This window comes from Clostridium sp. NkU-1, from assembly GCA_001312405.1.
This window is the reverse complement of record BBDR01000008.1, coordinates 158,539-183,639: the sequence shown is the minus strand read 5'-3', so window position 1 is coordinate 183,639 and position 25,101 is coordinate 158,539. Positions and strand designations below refer to the sequence as shown.

General features: G+C 46.2%; 14 protein-coding genes, 7 tRNA genes and 12 pseudogenes. 30 read left to right on the top strand and 3 right to left on the bottom strand.

Features of this window, described 5'->3' with window-relative positions; genetic code table 11:
• The first annotated feature begins 21 nt into the window (after positions 1 to 21).
• From JCM10519_RS14210 to JCM10519_RS14180, 7 genes are all read left to right on the top strand, one after another.
• Positions 22 to 95 (top strand) — tRNA-Asp (locus JCM10519_RS14210).
• Positions 96 to 118: 23 nt separating this feature from the next.
• A tRNA-Val gene (locus JCM10519_RS14205) sits at positions 119 to 191 on the top strand.
• Between the two features lie 36 nt (positions 192 to 227).
• Positions 228 to 300 (top strand) — tRNA-Thr (locus JCM10519_RS14200).
• Between the two features lie 21 nt (positions 301 to 321).
• Positions 322 to 403 (top strand) — tRNA-Tyr (locus JCM10519_RS14195).
• Positions 404 to 449: 46 nt separating this feature from the next.
• Positions 450 to 523, top strand: a tRNA-Met gene (locus tag JCM10519_RS14190).
• 48 nt (positions 524 to 571) lie between these two features.
• Positions 572 to 644: transfer RNA gene (locus JCM10519_RS14185), tRNA-Phe, on the top strand.
• 3 nt (positions 645 to 647) lie between these two features.
• Positions 648 to 720, top strand: a tRNA-Lys gene (locus JCM10519_RS14180).
• A 97-nt stretch (positions 721 to 817) separates the two neighbouring features.
• On the opposite strand, the gene JCM10519_RS14175 is transcribed toward JCM10519_RS14180, so the two are convergent.
• Positions 818 to 1,048, bottom strand: a complete 231-nt coding sequence (locus JCM10519_RS14175) for a hypothetical protein (protein WP_054739929.1) — start codon at positions 1,046 to 1,048, stop codon at positions 818 to 820.
• A gap of 168 nt (positions 1,049 to 1,216) precedes the next feature.
• Here JCM10519_RS14175 and JCM10519_RS30120 point away from each other — a divergent pair.
• From JCM10519_RS30120 to JCM10519_RS14070, 23 genes and pseudogenes are all read left to right on the top strand, one after another.
• Positions 1,217 to 2,110 (top strand): annotated as a pseudogene (locus JCM10519_RS30120) (decarboxylase); the annotation flags it as partial.
• A 389-nt stretch (positions 2,111 to 2,499) separates the two neighbouring features.
• Positions 2,500 to 2,586, top strand: coding sequence for a hypothetical protein (locus tag JCM10519_RS30115; RefSeq protein WP_347844257.1), 87 nt, complete (start codon positions 2,500 to 2,502; stop codon positions 2,584 to 2,586).
• A 151-nt stretch (positions 2,587 to 2,737) separates the two neighbouring features.
• A pseudogene (locus tag JCM10519_RS14165) lies at positions 2,738 to 3,324 on the top strand (guanylate kinase).
• A 356-nt stretch (positions 3,325 to 3,680) separates the two neighbouring features.
• Positions 3,681 to 4,671 (top strand): annotated as a pseudogene (gene holB, locus JCM10519_RS14160) (DNA polymerase III subunit delta').
• Between the two features lie 3 nt (positions 4,672 to 4,674).
• Positions 4,675 to 5,582 (top strand): annotated as a pseudogene (locus JCM10519_RS14155) (stage 0 sporulation family protein).
• A complete protein-coding gene (locus JCM10519_RS30110; RefSeq protein WP_347844239.1) occupies positions 5,572 to 5,925 on the top strand; it encodes a methyltransferase in 354 nt (117 codons plus the stop codon). The pseudogene JCM10519_RS14155 and the gene JCM10519_RS30110 overlap by 11 nt, the downstream one beginning before the upstream one ends.
• A gap of 90 nt (positions 5,926 to 6,015) precedes the next feature.
• Positions 6,016 to 6,309, top strand: a complete 294-nt coding sequence (locus JCM10519_RS30105) for a hypothetical protein (RefSeq protein WP_347844238.1) — start codon at positions 6,016 to 6,018, stop codon at positions 6,307 to 6,309.
• Between the two features lie 110 nt (positions 6,310 to 6,419).
• Positions 6,420 to 7,277, top strand: coding sequence for a 16S rRNA (cytidine(1402)-2'-O)-methyltransferase (gene rsmI, locus JCM10519_RS14145; protein WP_347844237.1), 858 nt, complete (start codon positions 6,420 to 6,422; stop codon positions 7,275 to 7,277).
• Positions 7,278 to 7,436: 159 nt separating this feature from the next.
• Positions 7,437 to 8,402, top strand: a pseudogene (locus tag JCM10519_RS14140) (beta-ketoacyl-ACP synthase III).
• 75 nt (positions 8,403 to 8,477) lie between these two features.
• Positions 8,478 to 8,711 carry an acyl carrier protein gene (gene acpP / locus JCM10519_RS14135; protein ID WP_054739924.1) on the top strand — a complete coding sequence of 78 codons (234 nt, stop codon included), beginning with the start codon at positions 8,478 to 8,480 and terminating at the stop codon, positions 8,709 to 8,711.
• Positions 8,711 to 9,633: pseudogene (fabK, locus tag JCM10519_RS14130) on the top strand (enoyl-[acyl-carrier-protein] reductase FabK). The gene acpP and the pseudogene fabK overlap by 1 nt, the downstream one beginning before the upstream one ends.
• 16 nt (positions 9,634 to 9,649) lie before the next feature.
• Positions 9,650 to 10,560 (top strand): annotated as a pseudogene (gene fabD / locus JCM10519_RS14125) (ACP S-malonyltransferase).
• A gap of 33 nt (positions 10,561 to 10,593) precedes the next feature.
• Entirely contained in the window at positions 10,594 to 11,334 is a 741-nt protein-coding gene (fabG, locus tag JCM10519_RS14120) for a 3-oxoacyl-[acyl-carrier-protein] reductase (RefSeq protein ID WP_054739922.1), read from the top strand.
• Between the two features lie 13 nt (positions 11,335 to 11,347).
• A pseudogene (fabF, locus tag JCM10519_RS14115) lies at positions 11,348 to 12,584 on the top strand (beta-ketoacyl-ACP synthase II).
• Between the two features lie 9 nt (positions 12,585 to 12,593).
• Positions 12,594 to 13,073, top strand: coding sequence for an acetyl-CoA carboxylase biotin carboxyl carrier protein (accB, locus tag JCM10519_RS14110; protein WP_054739920.1), 480 nt, complete (start codon positions 12,594 to 12,596; stop codon positions 13,071 to 13,073).
• A gap of 62 nt (positions 13,074 to 13,135) precedes the next feature.
• Positions 13,136 to 13,560: pseudogene (fabZ, locus tag JCM10519_RS14105) on the top strand (3-hydroxyacyl-ACP dehydratase FabZ).
• Positions 13,561 to 13,569: 9 nt separating this feature from the next.
• Positions 13,570 to 14,922: pseudogene (locus tag JCM10519_RS14100) on the top strand (acetyl-CoA carboxylase biotin carboxylase subunit).
• 20 nt (positions 14,923 to 14,942) lie between these two features.
• Positions 14,943 to 16,670: pseudogene (locus tag JCM10519_RS14095) on the top strand (acetyl-CoA carboxylase carboxyltransferase subunit alpha).
• The gene (locus JCM10519_RS14090) at positions 16,670 to 17,794 is read left to right on the top strand and encodes a nitronate monooxygenase family protein (RefSeq protein ID WP_347844236.1); all 1,125 of its coding nucleotides are present in this window, start codon (positions 16,670 to 16,672) and stop codon (positions 17,792 to 17,794) included. Before JCM10519_RS14095 ends, JCM10519_RS14090 begins: the two are co-directional and overlap by 1 nt.
• A gap of 140 nt (positions 17,795 to 17,934) precedes the next feature.
• Complete coding sequence (gene uraA / locus JCM10519_RS14085; RefSeq protein WP_347844235.1) at positions 17,935 to 19,251, top strand: uracil permease; 1,317 nt, start codon at positions 17,935 to 17,937, stop codon at positions 19,249 to 19,251.
• 204 nt (positions 19,252 to 19,455) lie between these two features.
• Positions 19,456 to 20,072, top strand: a pseudogene (locus tag JCM10519_RS14080) (nucleoside recognition domain-containing protein).
• Between the two features lie 225 nt (positions 20,073 to 20,297).
• Positions 20,298 to 20,783, top strand: coding sequence for a deaminase (locus JCM10519_RS14075; protein ID WP_347844234.1), 486 nt, complete (start codon positions 20,298 to 20,300; stop codon positions 20,781 to 20,783).
• Between the two features lie 28 nt (positions 20,784 to 20,811).
• Entirely contained in the window at positions 20,812 to 21,990 is a 1,179-nt protein-coding gene (locus JCM10519_RS14070) for a cytosine permease (RefSeq protein ID WP_347844233.1), read from the top strand.
• 583 nt (positions 21,991 to 22,573) lie between these two features.
• On the opposite strand, the gene JCM10519_RS14065 is transcribed toward JCM10519_RS14070, so the two are convergent.
• Entirely contained in the window at positions 22,574 to 24,511 is a 1,938-nt protein-coding gene (locus JCM10519_RS14065; RefSeq protein WP_347844232.1) for a cation-translocating P-type ATPase, read from the bottom strand.
• Positions 24,512 to 24,637: 126 nt separating this feature from the next.
• Positions 24,638 to 24,913, bottom strand: a complete 276-nt coding sequence (locus JCM10519_RS14060) for a metal-sensing transcriptional repressor (protein ID WP_054739918.1) — start codon at positions 24,911 to 24,913, stop codon at positions 24,638 to 24,640.
• Positions 24,914 to 25,101: the final 188 nt, after the last annotated feature.

The window sequence follows — 25,101 nt, the reverse complement described above, 5'->3', positions numbered from 1 at the left end:
TAATAACCTTCAAAAAGGTTTGGCCTGGTGGCTCAGCTGGTTAGAGCGCCGCCCTGTCACGGCGGAGGTCGTGGGTTCGAATCCCATCCGGGTCGTTTTACAACTGAATTTTGTACATGGGATCTTAGCTCAGCTGGGAGAGCATCTGCCTTACAAGCAGAGGGTCATAGGTTCGAGCCCTATAGGTCCCATTCAGTATGCAAAACAACACGCATGAAAAGATTTGTGCCGATGTGGCTCAATTGGCAGAGCAGCTGATTTGTAATCAGCAGGTTATCGGTTCGAGTCCGATCATCGGCTTGCATCACTTTAATAAAATATGGATGGGTTCCCGAGTGGCCAAAGGGGGCAGACTGTAAATCTGTTGCGACACGCTTCGATGGTTCGAATCCATCTCCATCCATTTAGTGATTAAAATCATAATCACTGCATATAATATAATTAAATAACGCGGGGTGGAGCAGTCTGGAAGCTCGTCGGGCTCATAACCCGAAGGTCGCAGGTTCAAATCCTGCCCCCGCAATTTTTTTTGAGTAATTTTAGGAAAACGTGTACTAATGATAGTACATAAGCCCAGATAGCTCAGTTGGTAGAGCAGAGGACTGAAAATCCTCGTGTCGCTGGTTCGATTCCGGCTTTGGGCATATGGGATACTAGCTCAGGTGGTAGAGCACTTGACTTTTAATCAAGTTGTCCGGGGTTCGAGTCCCCGGTGTCTCAGGACAAGCCTTGAAACAGAGATGTTTCAGGGCTTTTTATTTTGCAGTAATTTATGAAGGGATTCTGTTAAAGCAGAGTTACCCATTGTAAAACAGGTTTACTCATCAAATTCTACAATCACATAATATCCCCGGTCATTGTGCTTGATTTCTTTTACAATCCCGTGATCGGATTTGATCCTGTCCCGTCCCATGTAGCAGCCGGACATGGCCACGGCAGGGTCAATGATATAGCTATAGCTGCTGGTTCCTTCCCTCTCTATGATCTGAACTTCATCTCCTGCTTTTACCAGGCCAGGCCGCTCCATTTTAAATTCGATTAATCTCATAATAACCATCTCCTTTTTGATTTCCAAAACTATATTATAGCGCTGTGAGAAAAAAATTGTAAAGAGAGGATAAGGATGCTATACTAGAAGAGTCGATTTATAAAGAAGAATGTAAAAAGAACAGGGAAATGAGCCATAGGTTTATGGGGGCGAAAGGCGGTTTATACTATGAATGACACACCGAATTTATTAAAGAAGTTAATGGAATATGGGAAATCGGATGTTTATCCCTTCCATATGCCCGGACATAAAAGGCAGTATAAAAAATCTTTTGCAGCCAATTTTCCAAATCCATTTTCCATAGATATTACGGAGATAGACGGTTTTGATAATTTGCACCATCCGGAAGGGATTTTAAAGGAGTCCATGGAATGGGCTTCAAGGATTTATGGGAGCCATAGGACTTATTATCTTATTAATGGCAGCAGCAGCGGAATACTCAGCGCCATTAGTGGGACCGTAGCGAGGGGCGGAACCATTCTTATGAGCAGGAACTGCCATAAGTCTGTGTTTCATGGAGTTTTCCTCAATCAGCTAAGTGCGGAATATATTTATCCACAAATAATACGGTCATTTGGTATCCAAGGTGGATTACTTCCGGAAAAAATAGAAGAGATGTTGATGAATCATCCAGAGATTCAGTCGGTGTTTGTGGTATCCCCAACTTATGATGGAATTGTATCTGATATCAAGGCCATTGCAGAGGTGGTCCATAGGTTCCGTCTGCCTCTCATTGTGGATGAAGCTCATGGAGCCCACTTTTCTTTTGGAAAAGAGGGAGGATTTCCGGTTTCCGCTTTAGAACTTGGAGCAGATGTAGTGATTCAAAGCCTTCATAAGACCCTCCCTTCCTTTACTCAGACGGCTGTCATGCATGTCAGGGAAGGATATGTGGATATGGGGAGATTGGACCGCTATGTGCACATGTATCAGACCAGCAGCCCATCCTACGTGCTGATGGCAGGGATTGAGGGCTGTATACGCTATATGGCTGGAGAAGGACTTAAAGAGATGGAACTCTTTTCCGGTAAGATAGAAAAGGTCCGGAAGGCTTTGGCTGGTTTGAAGCACCTTAGGCTCCTTACGGATCAGGAAGAGGGGATGTACGGAATCTATGACATGGACCGCTCCAAGATCATTATTTCCACAAGAGGTACGGGAAAATCAGGAGCCTGGCTGGATGACAGGCTGAGAAAGGAATATCATCTGGAAATGGAAATGTGCGGTTCGGACTATGTAACGGCCATAACGACTATGGCTGATACGGAAGAAGGTCTTGAAAGGCTGTGCAGTGCTCTGCTTCATATTGATTCCGGGCTTTCTCCAGAGGAAAACTGTGAAGCTGGGAACGGCTTATGTCAGGAGCTTGAGAGAATGTCGGAATGCCGGATGACCATTGCAGAGGCTATGGATAAGCCAGGCGCAGGATTGCAATTCCTGACGGAGAGGGAATGGTATCGGCAGAATTTGTTTATGTGTATCCTCCGGGAATTCCTATTGTTGTACCGGGGGAGGTTTTAAAAAAAGGAATCCATTGATCTGATCATGAAGTATAAAGAACTGGGCCTTGCAGTGCAGGGGATGGAGGATGAGAATTCCAGAGAGCTTTTTGTGGTTGATGAAATGGGACTGAATGGGAAATAAAATAAAAGAAAGATTTAAAATAGGATAAAAGATGGAGCAGATAATATGGGCAAAATATTCTATGTAATGGGAAAGAGCGCTTCCGGAAAGGATACGATTTATAAAAGACTTTTAAAGAAGCTTCCCCAATTAAAGAAAGTAGTTTTATATACCACCAGACCCATTCGGGATGGAGAAAGGGATGGGGTGGAATATTATTTTACTACCAGTGATAAGCTGGAGGAATTCAGGAATGAAAACAGGCTTATTGAGGAGAGGACGTATGAGACGGTCTATGGACCCTGGAGTTATTTTACAGTTGATGACGGGCAGATTGATCTAGCGGGAAGAATGGATATCTGATGATTGGAACTCTGGAATCTTATGAAAAGACAAGGGCTTATTTTGGAGAGGACAGGCTGTTTCCTATTTATATTGAGGTTGAGGATGGAGACCGGCTTTTGAGAGCGATCAAACGGGAAAGGGGACAGAAGACACCTAAATATAAGGAGCTTTGCAGAAGGTTTCTGGCGGATGAAGAGGATTTTAAAGAAGAAAATCTCATTCGGTGCGGAATACATAGACGATTCTGCAATCAGGAGCTGGAAGCGTGTCTGGATGAAATTGTAAAAGCTGTTATAGCAGAGATATAAATGATTAAAATGAGTACGAAAGAGGTATGGAATTCCATAACAACTTTCATGCTCATTTTTTGATGTCTGCTAATAATATTCTTAAAATTGTAATCATCTTTTATAGTTATAATCCAATACGCATCGTCCCTTTTCTTTTCCGTATATTTCACGGGGTCTGCAAGCTCAACTCAAAAAGTTTCATGTACTGTAAAATATTGGTTGAAAATGAGCAGAATAAAAGGAAATGATAAAGGATTTGCCAATACTTCATTCTTGTGGTGGTAAACGTTCTATGTTATAATTAGTTTAATTCGTTTTCCCGTGTAAATGGAACAGGAAAGCGGGTCAGACAACGTCGACAGGGGGGTGACTCTATGCCAGGATTTAAGGATATTATCGGCCATGAGAGAATCAAAGAACATCTGCAAAAGGCTATTGAATCAAATCATGTTTCCCATGCGTACATTCTTACAGGTGAAGCTGGAATGGGGCGTAAGTCCCTGGCTAATGCATTTGCAATGACCCTACTCTGTGAAAAGGGAAAGAATGAGCCATGTATGCAGTGTCATGCCTGCAAGCAGGTCATGAGCGGAAACCATCCGGATCTGATTTATCTGGCCCATGAGAAGCCGGGAAGTATTGGCGTTGACGATATCAGGGAACAGATCCATGACACCATTATGATACGTCCTTATAGCAGTTATTATAAGATCTATATTGTGGATGAAGCGGAAAAGATGACGGTTCAGGCTCAGAACGCGCTGTTAAAGACCATAGAAGAACCACCGGCTTATGCAGTCATCATGCTGCTTACGACCAATCAGGAGGCATTTCTGCCCACCATTCTTTCCAGGTGTGTGCAGTTAAAGCTTAAGCCTCTGCAGGATTCGGTGGTAAAATCCTATTTAACAGGATCTTTAGGCATGGCTGAGAGCAAAGCGGAGATTTATGCAGCGTTTGCCAGGGGAAATCTTGGAAGAGCGATTCATCTGGCTTCCTCTGAGGAGTTCCAGCTGATGTATAAGGAATTGGTCCATATGCTGAAGCACATCAAGGATATGGATATTGTAGAGCTGCTTTTTTTACATTAAGAAGATGAAGGATGAAAATCTGGATATCTATGACTGCCTGGATTTTATACAGCTGTGGTATCGGGATGTCTTAATGTTTAAGGTAACTCAGGATATTAATCTTCTGGTTTTCAGGGAAGAATATAATACAATGAAAGAGATGAGCGCTGCCAGCGCTTATGATGGCATTGAGATGATTTTACAGGCCATAGACAAGGCCAGAATCCGTCTGAATGCCAATGTTAATATGGAACTGGCAATGGAGCTCATGCTGCTTGTTATGAAGGAGAATTAATAGATGATAAAAGTAATTGGCGTTCGGTTCCGCAACGCAGGAAAGATATATTACTTTGATCCCGTGAGTCTGGAAGTTCGGACTGGAGATCATGTAATCGTTGAGACTGCCCGGGGAATTGAATATGGTTATGTTGTCCTGGGATGCCGGGAAGTGGAAGATGATAAAGTAGTCCAGCCCTTAAAGCCGGTGATCCGCATGGCAACAAAGGCTGACGATGAAGTGGAAAAAAAGAAACCATGAAAAGGAAAAGGAAGCATTTAAAATCTGCAAGGAGAAGATCAGAAAGCATGGTCTTCAGATGAAGCTGATTGATGCGGAATATACCTTTGATAATAATAAGGTGCTGTTTTATTTTACTGCAGACGGAAGAATCGATTTCAGGGAGCTTGTTAAGGATCTGGCTTCTGTTTTTAAGACCAGGATCGAGCTTCGCCAGGTAGGGGTACGGGATGAGACAAAGATCGTGGAGGAATCGGCATTTGCGGAAGAACCTTATGCTGCCATTCCTACCTTTCAGAATTTATACCCGTATCCATTAAGATGGCAAAGGAACAGAATCTGTCTTTAAATCCTACCAAGATATCCGGTGTTTGCGGAAGGCTTATGTGCTGCTTAAAGAATGAAGAGGAAACTTATGAAGAGCTTAACAGCAAGCTTCCTAACGTTGGTGATTTTGTGACAACGGATGACGGACTTAAGGGAGAGGTTCATTCCGTAAGCGTTTTAAGGCAGCTGGTAAAGGTAGTTGTTAACATAAAGGATGAAAAGGAAATCCGGGAATACCGGGTGGAACAGCTGAAATTCAAACCAAGCGCCGCCGGGAGAAAGCCCAGGTAACGGATGAAGAATTAAGGGTATTAGAGGCCCTTGAAAAGAAAGAAGGAAAGTCCAAGTTAGATGACAATTGATTTAAAAGAAAACGAGCGTATTGATGATCTGCAAAGAAACGGATATAAGATCATACAGAACCGGGATGGGTTCTGCTTTGGCATGGATGCGGTCCTTCTTTCCGGATTTGCCCTTGTAAAGCCGGGGGAAAAGGCGGTTGATTTAGGGACAGGCACCGGGATCATTCCCCTCCTTTTGGAGGCCAAAAACCAGGGCCTTTATTATACCGGGCTGGAGATTCAGGAAGCAATGGCAGAAATGGCCAGAAGAAGCGTGGCCTTAAATCATCTGGAAGAAAAAAATTTCCATTATAACGGGAGATATAAAGGAAGCCAGCCGTCTATTTGGCGCGGCTTCCTTTGACGTAGTAACCTCAAATCCCCCGTATATGAATGATTCTCACGGACTTAAAAATCCGGAGCTGCCAAAGGCCATTGCCCGTCACGAGGTGTTATGTACCTTCATGATGTGACAAGAGAAGCGGCAAGACTTTTACGTCCAGGCGGGCGGTTTTACATGGTGCACCGGCCTCACAGGCTGGTTGAGATCATAACGGCTTTAAAAGATTACGGATTAGAGCCAAAGCGGATGAAAATGGTTCATCCTTATGTGGACAGGGAAGCAAACATGGTCCTCATTGAAGCTGTGAGGGGTGGAAGATCCATGATCAAGGTGGAGGCCCCTGTCATTGTATATAAAGAACCAGGTGTGTATACGGACGAAATCTATACCATCTACGGGTATTGATTTTGCCGGGAAAGGAAATGCCTTGCAGGTATCCTTTTACACCCGATAAAGCGGGGTGGGCCCTGCCCGGAAAGCGTGGGCAATAAGAGGAAATGGCTGGGAGCGGAAAATTGGAAGAGAAAAAGGGAAAGTTATTTTTATGCGCAACGCCTATAGGGAATCTTGATGATATTACCCTGAGGGTTTTAAATACGTTAAAGGAAGTGGATTTGATCGCGGCGGAGGATACCCGCCACAGCATCAAGCTTTTAAACCATTTTGATATTAAGACACCTATGACCAGCTATCATGAGTACAATAAGGTGGAAAAGGCCAGGTACTTAGTGGAGCAGATGAAACAGGGGGTTCAGATTGCCTTAATTACGGATGCGGGGACACCGGGCATCTCAGATCCTGGCGAGGAGCTGGTAAAACAGTGTTATGAGGCAGGGATCGAGCTGACTTCTCTTCCCGGACCGGCGGCCTGTATTACGGCTCTCACCCTTTCCGGGCTGGGTACCAGGCGTTTTAGCTTTGAAGCGTTTTTGCCGACTGATAAGAAGGAGAAACAGTGGATTTTAGAGGAGCTTAAAGAAGAGACCAGAACCATGATCATTTACGAAGCGCCTCACCGGCTTGTCAGGACATTAAAAGAGCTTTATGAAGCTTTGGGAAACCGGAGGATCACCATTTGCAGAGAGCTTACGAAAAGGTATGAAACAGCGTTTCGGACAACCTTTCCTGATGCTTTAAAGACCTATGAAGAGGAAGAGCCAAAGGGAGAGTGCGTCATCGTCATAGAAGGAAAGAGCATCAGGGAGAAGATAGAGGAGCGATCCATGGCTTCCCGGGAGATGTCCATGGAGGAACACATGGAACTTTATGTAAACCAGGGAATAGACCGGAAGGAAGCCATGCGCATGGTGGCAAAGGACAGGGGGATCAGTAAGAGAGAGGTTTATCAGTACTTGCTGAAACATGAATTGTAAAATTTCTCTTGACAATCTGCGTATCATTTTATAGAATTACTTTGATATTCAAAATATTTGACATATAAAACAATCCAACGCGGCATGTACCCCGCAGGCTCCGAGAAACACGGACAGCCAAGAGGAAAGCAGAGGGCGGGGGCATGGATGGGGGAATTTATGACGACAAGAATAATAGGAACAGGTTCTGCTGTCCCGGAGCAGGTGGTAACCAATGAGGATCTGGCAAGGTTCGTGGATACCAGTGATGAGTGGATAAGGACTAGGACCGGAATAAAGGAAAGGCGGATCGCATCGGCAGAGTCAGGAACCTCTGATCTGCCATACAGGCTGCAAAAGAGGCCCTTACGAATGCCGGTGTTTCTGCAAAGGAGTTAGATATCATCATCTTAGCTACTTCTTCTGCGGATTGCTGTTTCCCCAGCGGCGCCTGTGAGGTACAGGCGGCAATCGGAGCAGATGCGGCCGTTGCCTTTGATATAAGTGCGGCATGTTCCGGATTTGTCTATGCCTTAAATACGGTTCACGGCTTTTTTTAAGGCAGGGATCTACCGGACCGGGCTTGTGATTGGGGCGGATACCTTAAGCAAGCTCATTGACTGGAATGACAGAAGCACCTGTGTCCTGTTCGGCGACGGAGCCGGAGCGGCTGTGGTGCGGGCGGAAGAGAAGGGGATCCTTCACATGACCATGGGAGCAGACGGCACCAGGGGAAAGGCACTGGAATGCGGAGGGCGGACCACAGGAAACTTTCTCACAGGAAAGAAGCCGGAGCTTGGATATATGACCATGGACGGACAGGAAGTGTTCAAATTTGCAGTAAAGGCGGTACCCGAGGCCATTAAAAAGGTAATGGAAGAAAGCGGAACCGACATGGAAGAAATTAAATATTTTATTCTGCATCAGGCAAATTACCGGATTTTCGAATCCATCGCAAAGCGGTTGAAGATACCCATGGAAAAATTCCCTACCAATCTGGAACGGTTTGGGAATACATCGGGAGCAACCATACCAATACTTTTGGATGAGATGAACCGGGAAGGAAAGTTACAGCGGGGAGATAAGCTTGTACTTGCTGGCTTTGGAGCAGGATTGACCTGGGGAGCCACTCTTTTGGAGTGGTAATGATTTTGGCTAATACTTTGAAATTCAAAGTAATAGTATAAAAAAATAAAGATGACAATAAAAGGAGATTAAATTATGTTAGAGAAAATGCAGGAAATTATCGCAGAGCAGTTAAACGTTGAGGCAGGTAAAATTACCGCTGAATCTTCCTTCAAAGAGGATTTAGGAGCAGATTCCCTGGATTTGTTTGAGCTTGTAATGGCTCTTGAGGATGAGTATTCTGTTGAAATCCCGTCTGAGGATTTAGAGAAACTGACTACAGTTCAGCAGGTTATGGACTATTTAAAAGCAAAGGGCGTGGAAGCGTAATGAAAACCAGAATTACCGAACTTTTGGGAGTGGAACAACCGATTATCCAGGGTGGTATGGCCTGGGTAGCTGAGCATCACCTGGCGGCAGCCGTATCGGAAGCCGGAGGCTTAGGTCTCATCGGTGGGGCAAATGCTCCCGGCGAGGTGGTACGGGCAGAAATCCGCAAGGCAAAGGAGCTGACAGGAAAAACCATCGGTGTCAATGTCATGCTGTTAAGCCCTCATGCAGAGGATGTGGCAAAGGTAGTGGTGAGGAAGGCATCAAGGTGGTGACCACCGGAGCCGGAAACCCGGAAAAGTATATGGATATGTGGAAGGCAGCAGGCATCAAGGTGATCCCGGTGGTGGCTTCCGTGGCGCTGGCAAAGAGAATGGAGAAGTACGGCGCTGACGCGGTGGTTGCGGAAGGCAGTGAATCAGGCGGCCATATCGGCGAACAGACGACCATGACTTTAGTTCCCCAGGTGGTGGATGCAGTATCCATACCAGTGATCGCAGCCGGCGGCATTGGAGACGGACGGGGAATCGCTGCAGCATTTATGCTGGGAGCGGAGGCTGTCCAGATCGGAACCAGGTTTGTGGTTGCAAAGGAATCCATTGTCCATGCCAACTACAAGCAGCGGATTATTAAGGCAAAGGACATTGATTCCGCAGTAACCGGACGCAGCCATGGCCATCCTGTCAGGTCTTTGAGAAACCAGATGACCAGGGATTATGCGAGGCTGGAGCAGGAAGGCAAGTCCTTTGAGGAATTGGAATATATGACCCTTGGAACCTTAAGAAAGGCGGTTCAGGAGGGGGATATCACAAACGGCACGGTTATGGCCGGACAGATCGCCGGTATGATTACCAGGGAACAGACCTGTAAGGAAATGATTGAAGAGATGATTGAACAGGCAGAGAGATTGCTTGGCCGTTAAAGAGGAGTTTATTATTATGAGCAAGATTGCATTTATTTTCCCAGGCCAGGGTGCGCAGTACTGTGGTATGGGCCAGGATTTTTATGAGCAGACAAGGATTGGAAAAGAAACATATGATATGGCTTCCAGCCTGCTTGGTTTTGATTTACCAAAACTTTGCTTTGAAAAGAATGACCGGCTGGATATTACGGAATATACTCAGGCGGCCATGGTGACCACCGGCATTGCCATGATGCGGGTACTGGAAGCAGAAAAGGGTATAAAGCCGCAGGTGTCTGCAGGCTGAGCCTGGGAGAATACTGTGCGCTTGCGGCAGCAGGAGTCATGAGTGATGCTGATGCCATCCGGACAGTCCGGCAGAGGGGAATCCTCATGCAGGAAGCTGTTCCTCAGGGAATCGGAGCCATGGCGGCTATTCTGGCACTGGATGCCTTAAAGATTGAAGAAGTATTAAGCGGTATGGAGGGAGTCCAGATCGCTAATTACAACTGCCCCGGGCAGATTGTAATATCAGGTAAAAAGGAGGCTGTGGAAGCGGCAAATGAAAGGCTTTTGGCAGCAGGCGCAAAACGGGCACTGATGTTAAATGTAAGCGGTCCTTTCCATTCCTCCATGCTCACCGGAGCGGGGGAACGATTGGGAGAGGTTCTTAAGGGAGTGGAAATAAAAACCCCTCAGATCCCCTACGTAGCCAATGTGACAGCACAGTATGTAACAGACAGTGAAATGGTAAAGCCTTTGCTTAAGGAGCAGGTGTATTCTTCCGTGCGCTGGCAGCAGAGTGTGGAAACCATGCTGGCAGACGGGGTAGATACCTTTATCGAAATCGGGCCGGGTAAGACTTTGGCCGGATTCATCAAAAAGATTACAAAGGACGTAAAAGTCTTTAATATAGAAAAACTGGAAGATATGGAGAAACTGGGATAGGAATTCCTTTCAATAAGGCAGGAGGAAATGAGTATGTTAGATGGTAAAATAGCAGTGGTGACCGGAGCCGCCAGAGGAATAGGAAGGGCGATTGCCGTAAAGCTGGCAGACCAGGGAGCAGCAGTGATTATTAATTATAATGGTTCTGATTCCCTGGCCATGGAAGTGGTGAAGGAAATCCAAGAAAAAGGCGGTAAGGCGGAAGCTGTCCAGTGTAATGTGGCAGATTATGAAAGCGTTGGAGTATTTTTGGAAGGCGTGATAAAGAAATACGGAAAGCTGGATATTCTTGTGAACAATGCGGGAATCACACGGGATAATCTGCTGATGAAGATGTCCGAGGAAGATTTTGATGCGGTGATCAATACCAATTTAAAGGGAGTGTTTAACTGCATGAAGCATATCGCCCGCCAGATGATCAAGCAAAAGAGCGGAAGGATCATAAACATCTCCTCTGTGTCCGGCGTTTTAGGCAATGCAGGCCAGGCAAATTACAGCGCAGCAAAGGCCGGTGTTATCGGCATTACCAAGTCATTTGCCAGAGAAGTTGCAAGCAGGGGAATTACGGTAAATGCAATAGCTCCCGGTTTTATTCAAACGGCTATGACTGAGGTTCTGCCGGAATCCGTAAAGGCGGCATCCTTAGAACAGATCCCAATGAAACGTTTTGGTGCAGCAGAAGATATTGCCGGTGTGGCAGCATTTCTGGCATCAGAGGAAGCCGGATACATCACTGGTCAGGTGATCAGTGTGGATGGCGGCATGGCCATGTAAAAAGGAGAGACGTATGAAGAGAAGAGTCGTAGTAACCGGTATGGGTGCAATCACCCCGATCGGAAAAGATGTGGAAAGCTTTTGGAATGGTTTAAAGGAAAATAAGGTGGGGATCGGTCCGATCACCCAGTTTGATACAACGGATTATAAGGCAAAGCTGGCTGCGAGGTAAAGGATTTTGATCCAAAGGAGTATATGGATGTAAAGGCAGCAAAGCGAATGGAGCGTTTTGCCCAGTTTGCAGTGGCAGCCTCAAAGGAAGCGCTTGAGTCGTCAGGCATTGACATGGAAAAGGAAGATCCTTACCGTGTGGGCGTCTGCGTTGGTTCAGGAATCGGAAGCTGCAGGCCTTAGAGAGGGAGAATAAAAAGCTTTTAGAAAAGGGGCCGGGCAGAGTAAACCCCCTTCTGGTTCCTCTTATGATATCCAATATGGCAGCCGGAAATGTGGGAATTCAGTTTGGATTAAAAGGAAAATGCATCAATGTAGTGACCGCCTGTGCCACTGGAACCCATTCCATTGGAGAAGCTTTCCGTTCCATCCAGTACGGAGAAGCAGATGCAATGGTAGCAGGAGGAGCAGAAGCCAGCATCACTCCTATTGGTGTGGCAGGATTTACAGCTCTTACGGCACTTACGACTGCCGACGATCCCCTTCGTGCCTCCATCCCCTTTGATAAGGACAGAAGCGGCTTTGTCATGGGAGAGGGAGCCGGCGTGGTTATTTTAGAAGAGCTGGAACACGCTCTTTCAAGGAATGCAGTCATTTACGGTGAAGTGGTTGGCTACGGTTCTACCTGTGATGCCTATCACATCACTTCTCCGGCCGAGGATGGAAGCGGTGCGGCAAGAGCTATGACCGATGCCATAAAGGACGCCGGAATAACTTCTGAAAATATTGATTATGTGAATGCCCATGGTACCAGCACTCATCACAATGACCTGTTTGAGACCCTGGCTATAAAGACTGCTTTAGGCGGCCATGCAAAGGATGTAAAGATCAGCTCCACCAAGTCCATGGTGGGCCATCTCTTAGGCGCTGCAGGAGGAATCGAGTTCATTGCCTGTGTAAAATCCATTCAGGATGGATTTGTTCATGCGACTGCCGGCCTTTTAGAAGAAGGAGAAGGATGTGATCTGAATTATACCAAAGGGGAAGGCGTTGCCTGTGATGTGACATACGCCATCAGCAATTCCCTTGGATTTGGCGGACATAATGCCAGCATTCTTGTGAAGAAGTTCGAACAATAGGAGCAGTCTATGGAGATTAATGATATTATCAGGCTGATGCAGGCTGTAAAAGAAAATGAACTGACCAGCTTTAAGGTAGAAGAGGGAAGCTTAAAGCTCTCTATTAAGAAAGAAAAAGAAAGAGAAATTGTGACAGTATCGGGAAATTCTGTAGTTCAGGCAGAAATGGCAGCAGGTGTTTTCACCCAGCAGGCCCTTCCGTCAGCCACTCCTACCGGGGATACCGTGGAAGAGGCGGGCAATGATATCTGCTCGGAAAAGCTTGTGTCCTCTCCTTTGGTGGGAACCTTCTATGATGCGCCATCTCCTGACAGTGAACCCTTTGTAAAGGTTGGAGATCCGGTAAAGAAGGGTCAGGTCATGGGAATTGTCGAGGCCATGAAGCTGATGAATGAGATTGAATGTGAATATGATGGCGTGGTGGAAGCCATTTTGGTAGGTAACGAAGATGTAGTGGAGTACGGTCAGCCTCTGTTCCGTATCCGGTAGGCAGTTGTGAAAGCTAAGAGAGGCCCAGAGGCTGGGCCTCTCTTTTAAAAGCAGGAGGGCGCATGATGTTAGGTATTAAAGAGATTCAGGAGATCATTCCTCACAGACATCCATTTTTACTTGTGGACTGCATCGAGGAGTTTGAGCCGGGAGTAAAAGCGGCTGGATATAAATGTGTAACTTATGATGAGCCTTTTTCCAGGGACATTTTCCAGAGGAACCGGTTATGCCGGGAGTCCTGATTATAGAGGCGCTGGCCCAGGTAGGCGCAGTGGCGATTTTAAGCCTGGAAGATAATAAGGGAAAAATTGCTTACTTTGGCGGCATTGACAAGGCGAAATTCAAGCACAAGGTTATTCCGGGAGAAAGACTTAAGCTGGAATGTGAGATCATTAAGCGCAAAGGTCCTGTTGGTGTAGGAAAGGCCATTGCAACCGTAGACGGTAAGCTGGCCGCCAGTGCGGAACTGACATTTATGATTGGATAGGTGAGGCTTATGTTTGATAAGATTTTAATTGCCAATCGTGGTGAGATTGCGGTACGTATCATAAGAGCCTGCAGGGAAATGGGGATCAAAACGGTTGCTGTTTATTCAGAAGCGGACCGGGAGAGCCTTCATACCTTATTAGCTGATGAGGCGATCTGCATTGGCCCGGCGCCCTCGACCCAGAGCTACTTAAACATGGAGAGGATCCTCACGGCCACCGTAGCCATGAAAGCGGATGCCATTCATCCGGGATTTGGCTTTCTTTCGGAAAATACCAGGTTTGCGGAACTTTGTGAAAAATGTAACATTGCCTTTATCGGACCTTCCGCGCAAGTAATAGGGAAGATGGGAAATAAATCTGAGGCCAGAAAGACCATGATGGAAGCAGGGGTCCCTGTGGTCCCAGGCGGAAAGGAAGCGGTCCGGCAGGTGGAAGAAGCAAAAGCCATGGCAGAAAGGATCGGATTTCCTGTTATGATCAAGGCTTCCTCAGGAGGCGGCGGAAAAGGTATGAGGATATCGAAGAGCCTGGAGGATTTTGAAGCTAACTTTAAGAATGCCCAGATGGAGTCAGTAAAGGGATTTTCTGATGATACCATGTATATTGAAAAATATATTGAAAAACCAAGACACATTGAGTTTCAGATCATGGCCGATAAGTTTGGAAATGTGGTGCATCTGGGAGAGCGTGACTGCTCCATTCAAAGACGCCATCAAAAGGTCCTGGAAGAATCCCCGTCAGCAGCTATTTCTGAGGATTTGAGGACCCGTATGGGAGAGATTGCAGTCCGTGCGGCCAAGGCTGTGGGATATGAGAATGCGGGAACCATTGAGTTTCTTCTGGATAAACATAAGAATTTTTATTTTATGGAAATGAACACCCGCATCCAGGTGGAGCATCCGGTGACCGAGATGGTAACGGGCCTGGATTTAATCAAGGAACAGATCCGTATCGCGGCAGGAAAGCTCTAAGCGTAAGGCAGGAGGATGTAGCCATAACAGGCCATGCCATTGAATGCAGGATCAATGCAGAAAATCCGTCGAAAAATTTCATGCCCTGTCCGGGCCTTATAAAAAAATGTCCATGTGCCCGGAGGCAACGGGGTCCGCATCGACACACACATTTACAACGAATATAAGGTTCCGGCAAACTATGATTCCATGCTGATGAAGATGATCGTCCACGGTAAGGATCGGGAAGAAGCCATCTTAAAGATGAGAAGTGCTCTTGGGGAACTGATCATAGAGGGAATTGAGACAAATGTGGATTTTCAGTTTGATATCCTGAGTCATGACGCTTACCGCAGTGGAGATGTGGATACGGATTTTATCCCCAAATATTTCCCGGATTATATCCGGTAGGCAGGTAAAGGAGCGATCTTATGTTAAAAAGCATGTTTAAGAAAACCTATACACTAATAGACAGCAAATACAAGGCTCCTGAAAAGTCTGAGGAACCAGGCATTCCGGCCGGGCTGTGGAGGAAGTGCAATAAATGCTGCCAGCCTATTTATGTGGAGGATGTGAGAAGCAATCATTTCATCTGTCCCAAATGCAAGGGGTATTTCCGTCTCCATGCTTACCAGAGAATTGAAATGGTGGCGGATGAGGGAACCTTTGAAGAGTGGGATAAGGAGATGGAATTTAGAAATCCCCTTGATTTTCCAGGTTATGATAAAAAGGTGGCTGCAGCCAGGGAAAAGACCGGCCTTTCAGAAGCCATTGTCACCGGACGCTGTAAAATAAACGGCAGGAAGGCTGTGATCGGAGTCTGTGATGCCCGTTTCATTATGAGCAGCATGGGTCATGTAATGGGGGAGAAGATCGCAAGAGCCGTGGAGCGGGCTACAAGGGAGAAGCTTCCGGTGATCCTTTTTGCATGTTCCGGCGGAGCCAGAATGCAGGAAGGGATCGTATCGCTCATGCAGATGGCAAAGACCTCGGCAGCCTTAAAGCGCCATCATCAGGCAGGCCAGCTTTATATCAGCGTTCTCACGGATCCTACCACAGGAGGAGTGACGGCCAGCTTTGCCATGCTGGGTGATATCATCCTGGCAGAGCCTTTCGCCCTGATCGGATTTGCAGGCCCCCGGGTCATTGAACAGACCATTGGACAGAAGCTGCCGGAAGGGTTCCAGAAGGCGGAATTTTTGCTTGAACATGGCTTTATTGACAAGATCGTGCCCAGGGAAGAGATGAAGGAAACCCTGGCAAACATCTTAAAGCTCCACAATCCCCAAAGCCTTCAGGCGCTTCCTGTGGATAACCGGGTAAAAGCGGAAGCAAATGGTGGAAAAAAAAGAAGCCCTTCCGGCTCCGGAAAAATAAAAGGAGCGCCTGGGATACCGTATTATTATCCAGAAGCTCGGACCGGCCGGTGGCATCGGATTACATTCATGCACTGTTTGATGATTTTATGGAATTTGCCGGAGACCGTTACTTTAAAGATGACGGCGCAATCGTAGGCGGAATCGCATCCTTCCATGGAATTCCTGTTACAGTAATCGGACAGGAAAAGGGGAAGAATACAAAGGATAACATCAGACGGAATTTTGGAATGCCTTCCCCTGAGGGGTACCGGAAGGCTCTGCGTCTGATGAAACAGGCGGAAACCTTTGGCCGGCCAATCATCTGCTTTGTGGATACGCCGGGAGCCTTCTGCGGCCTTGAGGCCGAGGAAAGGGGCCAGGGAGAAGCCATCGCCAGAAATCTATTCGAAATGGCGGATTTAACCGTGCCGGTTCTTTCCATTGTAATAGGAGAGGGCGGAAGCGGCGGCGCTCTTGCCATGGCAGTTGGCAATGAAGTCTGGATGATGGAAAATTCCATTTATTCCATTCTTTCTCCTGAGGGTTTTGCTTCCATTCTTTATAAGGACAGCAAAAAAGCGAATGACGCGGCCAGGGTCATGAAGATCACGGCCAGGGATTTAATGGAGTTAGGTCTCATAGAGCGGGTGATTTCAGAAGAAGAGCCGGCCTGTGCAGAGAACCTTGACCTGATTGCGGAAGAAATGGATAAGGCCATGGAAGAATTTTTTTGCCGTTTTCCTTACCATGACAAAGGAAGAACTTGCAGATCAGAGATATGAAAGATTTAGGAGAATGTAATGGGAACATTAAAACCTTTGGTAATAGGAGAACTGGTGGCGAGCCATCCGGTGATTCAGGGCGGTATGGGAGTAGGAATCAGCCTTTCCTCCCTGGCCGGAGCAGTGGCAAAGGCCGGAGGGATCGGAATCATTTCCACGGCTCAGATCGGCTTTCGGGAGCCTGATTTTAAGCAGAATCCTTTGGAAGCGAATTTGCGGGCCATTGGACAGGAAATGAAAAAGGCAAGGGAAATCGCGCCGGAGGGCATCATAGGCTTTAACATTATGGTTGCCACGAAAAGTTATGCCAGCTATGTAAAAAAGGCGGTAAAGGCCGGGGCGGATTTGATCATATCCGGAGCCGGGCTTCCTGTAAGCCTGCCGGAATATGTGGCAGAAGCTGCAGAAGAGGCAGGAATTGCGTTAAAGACCAAGATAGCGCCCATTGTATCAACGGTTAAGTCTGCCATGGTTATTTGTAAGATGTGGGACCGTAAATACCATCAGGCACCTGACCTGGTAGTGGTGGAGGGACCATTGGCAGGAGGACACCTGGGATTTTCCAGAGGGGATTTAGAAAACCTTGGAGTAGATACAGAGGATGTGGAACATACTTATAAGCAGGCGGAATATGAAGAAGAAGTAAAAGGCATCATCCGGCTGGTAAAGGAGTATGGGGATAAGTACAATAAGGTGATCCCTGTGGTGACTGCAGGAGGCATTTACTCTCATGAGGATGTAGCGCACCAGCTCTCCCTTGGAGCCGACGGTGTCCAGGTGGCGACCCGGTTTGTGACCACTGTGGAATGCGATGCCCCAGAAGAGTTTAAGCAGGCGTATCTTCAGGCAAAAAAAAGAAGATATCGTCATTACCAAAAGCCCGGTGGGAATGCCGGGAAGGGCTATAAAAAAAATCCTTTCTTAAAGACAGTGGGAGATACGCCTTTCCGTCTGGAGCATTGTTATCAATGTCTGGATAAATGCGACAGGAAGACCATTCCTTATTGTATTACAAAGGCTTTGGTGGACTCCGCGGAAGGACGGACCGAAGATGGACTGATCTTTTGCGGAAGCAAGGCCCATCTTGCAACACGGATGGAAACAGTGGAAGAGGTTATAAAAGATCTGGTTGGTGAGAAGTAATTCCCGTTGCGGGGGATTTGACTAAAAGGGGCTGCAAAGCTTCCGGTTTAAAGAAACCGGAGCTGCAGCCTTTTTAATGGCGCGTACGGCAGATAAGACTGTTTTTTAAGTGGTTGCGTGAACATAGAGGTAGTGCTATAATGGGAAAGATAAAAAAATTGTTAAGAAGACTTAGAGAGAAATGGAGAGCTGTATGGAAAGCAAAAAAAATCATTCAGGTGGAAGAAAAAGTGCCATTTAAGCTGCTGGTGCCCTTAAGTATCCAGCATATGTTCGCAATGTTCGGGGCATCAGTCCTGGTTCCTTTTATATTTGGAATCAACCCGGCAGTTGTACTGTTCATGAATGGAATTGGAACATTATTTTTTATTTTCATAACAAAGGGAAAAGCACCGGCATACCTTGGCTCCAGTTTTGCATTCCTGGCACCGGCAGGAATTGTTATCAGCAAATGGGGCTATAATTATGCCCTGGGCGGGTTTGTTGCCGTGGGTATTTGCGGTTGTGTTCTGGCACTGATTATTTATAAATTCGGTTCGGACTGGATTGATACTGTCCTTCCTCCGGCGGCTATGGGACCGGTTGTGGCTTTAATTGGCCTGGAACTGGCAGGAACAGCCGCATCCAATGCAGGCCTTAAGGATGAAATGATTGATATGAAGAATGTCATTGTTTTTCTGGTAACTCTGTTGACAGCGGTGATTGGTTCTGTGGTATTCAGAAAATTCTTATCTGTTATCCCGATTTTAATTGCGATTATTGCAGGATATGTGGCTGCACTTTTATGCGGTATTGTAAATTTCAATGAGGTCAGCACTGCAGCATGGCTGTCCCTTCCAAATTTTTCAGTACCTAAGTTCAGGTGGGAAGCAATTGTCATTATTCTCCCAGTGCTTCTGGTCGTTACTTCAGAACATATCGGCCACCAGATTGTAACCGGTAAAATAGTTGACAGAGATTTGATTAAGGATCCCGGACTTCACCGCTCCTTGCTGGGAGATTATATATCAACCACACTTTCCGGTCTTGTTGGCTCCGTGCCCACCACCACATATGGGGAAAATATCGGTGTTATGGCAATGACAAAGGTATACAGCGTCTATGTAATTGGTGGAGCAGCTGTTCTCTCTGTTATCTGTTCCTTTATCGGAAAGATGACAACACTGATCAACACAATTCCAGGGCCGGTAATCGGCGGAATTTCCTTCTTACTGTATGGAATGATTGGAGCCTCAGGTATTCGTATCTTGGTCGATGCAAAGGTAGATTATGGAAAATCCAGAAATATGGCAATGACCTCCGTTATCTTTGTAACAGGACTTTCCGGTGTTGCCGTAAAGCTTGGAAGCATCCAGTTATCAGGTATGGTTCTTGCATGTGTAGTAGGCATGCTGATGGGCCTCATGTTCTTTGTGCTGGACAAGCTGAACCTGACAAATGACAGGGATAATGGGTAATTAAAGTAAGAAAAGATCCGGGAGCGTCAATAACCGGGAAATGTGAACGGCAGATTATAAAAATACTGCAAAGCAACGGAATATCAGTTGTTTTGCAGTATTTTTCATATTGCTGTAAATATCCTCTGATTGTAATAAGGTCATTTTAAAGGGAATAAGATGGATTAAGAAAGATTTGAAAGATGTTAAGAAGAGGAAAAAGCAATGCTGAATTATTTATGGGCCTTTATGATGCTGGCAGGTGTCCTTTGGGGGGCTTTCCACGGGAATTTAAGCGGGGTGACAGACGGGGCTTTGACCTCTGCTAAGGAAGCTGTTATGCTGTGCATCACCATGCTGGGAATCATGTCATTTTGGAGCGGCATCATGGAGATCGGGCGAAAATCCGGACTGATCGAACGGATTTCTCAGAAGATGCGCCCCCTACTCCGTTTCCTTTTTCCCCGGATCCCGGATGGCCATCCGGCCCTTGAATACATCTCTACCAATATTATCGCCAATATCCTGGGGCTTGGCTGGGCGGCTACCCCGGCAGCTTAAGGCCATGGAAGCCTTAAAGGAACTGGAAGATAAGCGCAGGAAAGGAGAAGTTTCCGGGAGGTATCTGGCAAAGCCGTTTCCTGAAGGAACTGCAAATAATGAGATGTGTACCTTTCTTATCATTAACATTTCTTCCCTGCAGTTAATACCGGTTAATATGATTGCCTACAGGAGCCAGTACGGCAGTCCAAACCCAGTGGCCGTAGTGGGACCGGCGCTCCTTGCCACCCTTTTTTTCAACCCTTGTGGGCGTGGCCGCCTGCAAACTGCTGGACCGTTAGGCGGTCCTTATAGGACTGTTTTATCATAAATCCCTTACTTTACAAGGTTTGGGATTTATTTTTATGCCGAAAAAAATGGAATAAAAGCAATTGTGATTTAGATAATGTGCACAATAATTTTCCTCTTTATTAAGCACATTTTTTATTTACAACACATTTAATATATGTTAAATTATTACCATAAATAAGATATAAGGTATTACCTTATACAACAGGAGGTCTAATATGGACTATGAGATTGACGTTAAAAATCTGAAGCGGTGCGCGGAGATATCCCGCCAGTCAAGGGAAGGAGGCAATACGCCTTTTGGGGCGCTTTTAGCAGGAAAGGATGGAAGCATTCTTCTGGAACAGCCAAATGTAGAGATTACCGAAGGGAAATGTACGGGTCATGCTGAGACACAGGTAGCTGAGAGAGCATCCCAACTATACTCTAAGAATTTTCTTGGGGAATGCACACTTTATACAACGGCAGAGCCATGCGCATGTGTGCAGGAGCGGTCTACTGGGCAGGCATCGGACGGGTGGTGTACGGTATGTCTGAAAAAGATCTGCTTGCCCATACAGGGGCAGATCCTCAGAATCCCACCTTTGATCTGCCTTGCCGTGAGGTATTTGCAAGGGGACAGAAAAAAAATTGAAGTTGTAGGACCATTTCCGGAGCTGGTAGAGGAAATTGCAGAAGTCCATAAGGGGTATTGGAACAATTAAAAATTGATGAATCATGGAGGGTTTCGAGATGGAACAAAAAAATCAAAGTCAAGAGGTGGATACAGAATATTCCCGCAGCGCTGTGCCTTTAAATGAGCGGAAAAGCTATTTCAGCCTTACAATTATCTGGACTGGATTTGTTTTTGTTATCACCAGCATGATGGCAGGAGGGGGTCTTGCCGCAGGACTGGATTTTAAGGGGATTCTTATTGCAACGTTGGGGGGCAATATTTTCTTAAGCATCATTGCTGTGCTGATCAGTATTATTGCCTGCAAGACAGGACTTACCTTTGCCCTGCTCACCCGTTATAGTTTTGGTTCCAGCGGTTCCAAGGCCGCATCGATTTTTGTACCGATTGTAAATTTCGGCTGGTATACCATTCAGGCAGCTACTTACGGACATTTTGTGGCCCAGGTATTCCATTTTGGCTGGGTTGGCGAAGGAGTCTGTATGGCGGCCAGCGCCGTTGTCATGGGAATTTTCGCCATGTTCGGTATCCAGGCAATTGCTATCTTGGGATACATCGCCATCCCGGCAATCGTATTCCTGTCCATTGCCACTGCCATCCGTTCTCTGGGTGTCATGGGCGGCGCAGAGGCTCTGTTCTCCTACGTTCCAAGTGCGAATATACCTCTGTTTTCAGGGATTACAGCTGTTATCGGTACCTGGGTGCTTTCTACCGCCACCTGTATTGCAGATATCATGCGTTATGCCAAGGATACGAAAACAGCCGTATCCGCCACTCTTACAGGTCTTTTAGGCGGTAACATCCTCATGATCGTCTGCGGCGCGATTGCAGCCATTGCCATGCAGAACAGCGACTTGACTGTTATTCTCTTAAGCTTTGGGCTGGTCATTCCCAGTCTGATCCTTATGACCACCAACATATTTACAACCAATGCGGCAAACCTTTATTCAACCTCCTTAAATCTTTCCAATGCATTTAAGATGGAGAGAAAGAAAATGCTGGGGATCCTTTTGGCTCTGTCTGCTGTTGCAACCCTTACAAGGCCATATGAGATCGGTTTTCTGTTCAGCTTCTTAAATATTCTGGGAACCGTTGTTCCGCCGTTATCCGGAATTATCCTTGCTGACTATTTCCTGGTTCACAAGGGACGGTACGAGGATTTTGACAAAGCTTCCTTCCGCAAATGGAATCCGGTTCCTGGATCACCTGGGCTGTTTGTATCGCAGCGGTATACATAATTCCCTTTGGACTTCCCTCACTGAACGGAATGATACTGGGAGCCATTATTTATACGATATTAATGGCTGTAACAAACAAGCAGGTGACTGGTAATCTGGCTGAAGAAGCGTAGAAGGAGGGAGTTATATGAACAGATATAAATTAAGCGCCTGGTGGGTACGGTCATCATGGGGATCGGATCATTCATGGCTTGTCTGGCTGAGAAGACGCCGTATATTTTTACTGGAAATGTGCTTCTTGTGGCGAGCATTTTCATCATGATATATGGTTATGCCAAGTGGCAGCCATAAATAAGCGGTTATAGAAGGCTGGCAGATATAAAGTCCCTTATCATAATGGGAAAGGTACATAATGAAGCAACTGCAGAAACAATAAAAACATCATGGACAGCTCCAAATGCTGAAAAAACAGGATGCACTGATAACGGTACATCCTGTTTTTATCTTTTTTGGCCAACTTGGCCCTTGGCAATGACTGCGTATTTATATAAATAATCGATACAATACAGAACCTACCGTTATGATCGCCCCTATGACGGATATTACGCGATAAATCTTAACGGATTCAAGGTCGTGCTTCTCTTTAAACATGTACACGATTCCTGCAATCAGCACACCTGCTCCCACGGTTAAAAAAAAGAATAAATAAAAATAATTCTTTCACTTTTTTTTCCCTCCATTTCAAAAGTAAAGATGAATTGATAATAACTGCAACCGAACCTACATTATGAACAAGAGCGCCTACCACGGGATTGAGTATTCCGGTAATTGCAAGCGCGATTGCAGCAAAGTTGAGTATCATGGATGCCGCAAGATTCATGTTAATGGTGCGCATTGTTTTTTTAGACAGCATCAGCAGATGCGGGATTTCCCGTATATCATCACCGACAAGGGCAATATCCGCCGCTTCGATTGCAATATCGCTTCCTATGCTGCCCATTGCGATACCGACTTGTGCAGCCTTTAACGCGGGTGCATCATTGATACCGTCGCCAACCATGCAGACAAGCTCCCCGTTTTCCTGATATCGCCTGATTGCATTCAGCTTGTCTTCTGGCAGGCAGTCGGATTGTATGTCACGAATTCCCGCAATTTTTGCCATGTGATTAGCAGCTTGCGGTGAATCACCTGTAAGCAAAACGGTATTTACCCCAGTGGCTGATATTCCTTTTATGACCTCGGCGGCATCGGGACGAATTGTATCGGAGAGTGCAATCAGGCCAAACACATTCTCTTGATCCATAACATAGATGAGGGTGCAGCCCTCGGATTTGAGGTATTCCGCGCTTTCGAGCAAGCGGTCAGGAATGATGAGGCCATTATCCTTAACAAGGGCTTCATTTCCGGAAAAAAATGGATGTCCGTCTACTATAGCAGACACACCGCGCCCCGCCAAAAGCTGAAATGAATCTGGGTCAGCCGGCAGCTTCCTGTATGTTTCTTTATAGCTAGCCACAATCGCCTTTCCAAGTGGATGCTCGGACCTTAACTCCGAAGCCGCGGCAACCTGGAATAATTGTTCATCGTTCATCACAGCAGAGCAGCTTTGAACCTTTACTACAGATGGCTTGCCATATGTAAGCGTACCTGTCTTGTCAAAGGCGATACGCTTTACTTTTGCCAATCTTTCCAGCGCGTCTCCCTGGCTGACAAGAATCCCGTATTTTGTGGCATTGCCAATGCCTGCCATGATTGCGGCGGGGGTGGCCAGCACCAGTGCGCAAGGACAAAATACAACTAAAATGGTAACACTGCGAATAATCTCGCCTGTTACAAACCATGTAATTGCGGCGGCGGCAAGGGCGATAACCACAATCCATGTAGCCCATCGGTCTGCTATTCCAACAATTCTGGCTTTTCCAGCGTCCGCTGATTCTACAAGGTGAATCATGCGTTGCAGTGAGCTGTCCACCCCAACCTTTTGCGCCTGCATGTCAAAGGTTCCAAACTGATTAACGGTTCCACTCTTTACCTCATCGCCTTCACCTTTGTCAACAGGGAGCGATTCTCCTGTCATTACGGACTGGTCAACGGAAGTTTGTCCTTTCATAATGATCCCATCCACAGGAATTGTTTCGCCTGCCAATACGCGAAGGGTATCGCCAACCTTGACCCGCTCGGCGGGAATGGTGATTTCTTCTCCATTCAAAAGAACCCTTGCCGTGGCAGGTGTTAAATGCACCAGCTTTTCAATTCCTTCCCGAGCCTTGGCAACCGTCCGTTCTTCCAGAAATGCGCCAATTGTCATAATAAAGGCAACCTCGCCTGCCGCAAATATTTCACCAATCATAACTGAAGCAATGAGGGCAATGGACACCAATACATCTGCTTTAATGTCAAGCTCTGTAATAAGCCCGGCAATTGCGCCCTTTACGATGGGAATGCCGCAAAGCAGGATGGCAACCCATGCCGCATTAACGGGCAGCGATCCAATGTCAAAGAAACTGACGGTTAATGAAATAGCTGAAAGGCAGAGAAACAGTATGGTCCGCTTTTCGCTGTCTTTGAAAAATGTTAACAAATAAATCACTCCTTTTATACTTATGGGGGTATACGTACACACAACAAGAGTATACCCCTATAGGTATACTCTTGTCAATAAAAAAGCAACCGAAATTCGGCTGCTGATTTTCAGATATATATTCTTTTAGCTCATACGTGAAAAGTGCTCTATAGCTTTTGCAAATTCTGCTATCGTTTTATCGGCGTCCCCGTGTTCGATTCCTTCTCTTACACAATGATTTAAGTGCCCTTCCAGAATTACTTGTCCAACCTTATGCAAAGCGCCTTTCGCTGCATTGACCTGAATAAGTATATCCTCACATGAAATGTCTTCGTCTATCATTTTATCAATCGCCTTGATTTGGCCCATGATTTTATTCAACCGACGATGCAGATTATCTGCATCCATACACTGGCGCATTCTCCCACCTCCTTATACCTATAGGGGTATAAAATAAGAATATCATACTTAGCCCCCTACGTCAATCTAATGGTATTGTAACGTTACACACGAACAGGGATTTTAACCGCATGGTAAAAGAAAAATCCTGTCGGAACAGTTGGGCCATGAGTTAATTGCTGACCTTTAGGCATTGGCCTAAAGAAGAA

Excerpts from the sequence above, each read along its gene's own strand:
- accB (WP_054739920.1), top strand. The coding sequence starts at position 12,594 with ATGGAGATTAATGATATTATCAGGCTGATGCAGGCTGTAAAAGAAAAT.
- JCM10519_RS14090 (WP_347844236.1), top strand. The coding sequence starts at position 16,670 with ATGGGAACATTAAAACCTTTGGTAATAGGAGAACTGGTGGCGAGCCAT.
- JCM10519_RS30110 (WP_347844239.1), top strand. The coding sequence starts at position 5,572 with ATGACAATTGATTTAAAAGAAAACGAGCGTATTGATGATCTGCAAAGA.
- JCM10519_RS14175 (WP_054739929.1), bottom strand. The coding sequence starts at position 1,048 with ATGAGATTAATCGAATTTAAAATGGAGCGGCCTGGCCTGGTAAAAGCA.
- JCM10519_RS30105 (WP_347844238.1), top strand. The coding sequence starts at position 6,016 with ATGTACCTTCATGATGTGACAAGAGAAGCGGCAAGACTTTTACGTCCA.
- JCM10519_RS14075 (WP_347844234.1), top strand. The coding sequence starts at position 20,298 with ATGGACTATGAGATTGACGTTAAAAATCTGAAGCGGTGCGCGGAGATA.
- fabG (WP_054739922.1), top strand. The coding sequence starts at position 10,594 with ATGTTAGATGGTAAAATAGCAGTGGTGACCGGAGCCGCCAGAGGAATA.
- acpP (WP_054739924.1), top strand. The coding sequence starts at position 8,478 with ATGTTAGAGAAAATGCAGGAAATTATCGCAGAGCAGTTAAACGTTGAG.
- JCM10519_RS30115 (WP_347844257.1), top strand. The coding sequence starts at position 2,500 with ATGGTATCGGCAGAATTTGTTTATGTGTATCCTCCGGGAATTCCTATT.
- JCM10519_RS14070 (WP_347844233.1), top strand. The coding sequence starts at position 20,812 with ATGGAACAAAAAAATCAAAGTCAAGAGGTGGATACAGAATATTCCCGC.
- JCM10519_RS14060 (WP_054739918.1), bottom strand. The coding sequence starts at position 24,913 with ATGCGCCAGTGTATGGATGCAGATAATCTGCATCGTCGGTTGAATAAA.
- uraA (WP_347844235.1), top strand. The coding sequence starts at position 17,935 with ATGGGAAAGATAAAAAAATTGTTAAGAAGACTTAGAGAGAAATGGAGA.